This is a genomic window from Haloferax profundi, assembly GCF_001469865.1.
Lineage (GTDB): Archaea > Halobacteriota > Halobacteria > Halobacteriales > Haloferacaceae > Haloferax > Haloferax profundi.
On sequence record NZ_LOPV01000590.1, the window covers coordinates 1 to 1,545 of the forward strand.

At 57.2% G+C, this 1,545-nt stretch carries 1 protein-coding gene and 1 pseudogene; one reads left to right on the forward strand and one right to left on the reverse strand.

From position 1 onward, the window contains the following. A partial coding sequence (locus AUR66_RS17360; RefSeq protein WP_197409856.1) for a bactofilin family protein occupies positions 1-750 on the reverse strand: 750 nt, incomplete at its 3' end. A 406-nt stretch (positions 751-1,156) separates the two neighbouring features. Here AUR66_RS17360 and AUR66_RS17365 point away from each other — a divergent pair. Next, a pseudogene (locus tag AUR66_RS17365) lies at positions 1,157-1,545 on the forward strand (hypothetical protein); the annotation flags it as partial.

The window sequence follows — 1,545 nt, forward strand, 5'->3', positions numbered from 1 at the left end:
GACCAGCAAGACGCCGAGGAGCAGGTTGACGAAGAAGCCGTACGCGTCGAGGAACGAGATGCCGAAGGGGAGTATCTGCGCAGGAATCGGTGTGAACGCCGACGCGAGTAGGAACGGAAGTTGGACTGAGGACTGCCAGCGCGACGTCGACATCGGTTTAGTCGTCGATTCTGGTGTCGTTTCTGCCACACCCGAGGTATCAGACAGACCAACCAGTGATTGGTTCGTTGTCGTTCCTTCCCCACCGAACACTGTCCCGTTGACCTGCGTTCTGACCGCTGTCGTCCGCAGTTGTCCGTCGACCGTCGCGTCGTCCTCGACAGTGACCAAGATACTGATGGTATCGACGGTTCCTGCAACGTCACCGGAGACGGTCAAGGCACCACCAATTGCGTCGATGCCATCAGCGACAGTTCCTGCGACGGTTGTGACACCGCTAAAGGCGGTGACTTTTCCACCCACCTGGCCGGTTACATCGACGCGTCCTGCGAGTGCGGTTACGTCCCCAGTGACTTCTCCAGAGACGACGACGTCACCCGCAAGCGCAGTTACGTCGCCGTCGACCGTTCCCAGAATAATCACCGTTCCACCGGCGGTGGTCAGGTCGTCGCTGAGTGTCTCACCTCGCTCCACCACGACTGTTGGACCAACCTCTGTCTTGGCGGCAGCAACCCCAGGGATTGTAGAGAGGAGAACTATCGTCACTAGAATGGACGCGAGTGCCCGGTGGGAAGTCCCGTTACGTTGCATACACGGGGCTCCGGGAGGTGACGCTGTTCGAAATCGGTACGCCTCTCATTGGCTTCATCTCGTGTCTCATCGTCGTTCACTGCATTACACTGCTGTGAGCACAGGTCGACCACTCAGCCGGTACTGTCATTGCGCTGGTTGGGAACCGCCAGACCCGTTCAGGCGTCGGCGAGAGCGCTCGCTCTCGTACGCTGCACGTCCCAACGAGTGTTCAGCTGTCAAGCTAGATAACAGTCTGACAGAGAATAAATATATGTCACAAATCCCAATACATTCTGGATAATCAGACAGTGTCTTGATAATCCAATCAATTTTTGTACCAATCTTTATCTAAATGTGGAGCAACTAGTATCGTATTCCAGTCGGTGCCTCTCGACGCACCGGCGGGTGAACACGGAGTGTCATCATGAGTCAGCAGTTACCCGAAGAGTGGTTCGTTCGTGACGAGAAGATAAACGCCGCCATTGCCTGGGTAATTACTGCGGTTCTGGTCCTCCTCGCAGTGCTCGGCTTTTTCGCTGGGTTACTCGTCTTCATGGCGATTGCCGCAGTCGCGGCGTCCGTCGCTATCACACCGGCAGTCGTCACTCGGTCGTGGAGGCGCACCATCTCGTGGCCACTCCTGGTCCTCGCATCGGTTCCACTCGTTCTCGGTGTCGGCCGACCGTCGTTCTTCAGTGACGTTATCACGAGCCTGAGCATCGCGATGCTCGCGATGCTCGTCGTCGTCGCGTTGCAGATGACGACGACAGTCCGGATGACGCCACGCTTCGCTATCTTCTTCGTCGCCCTCTC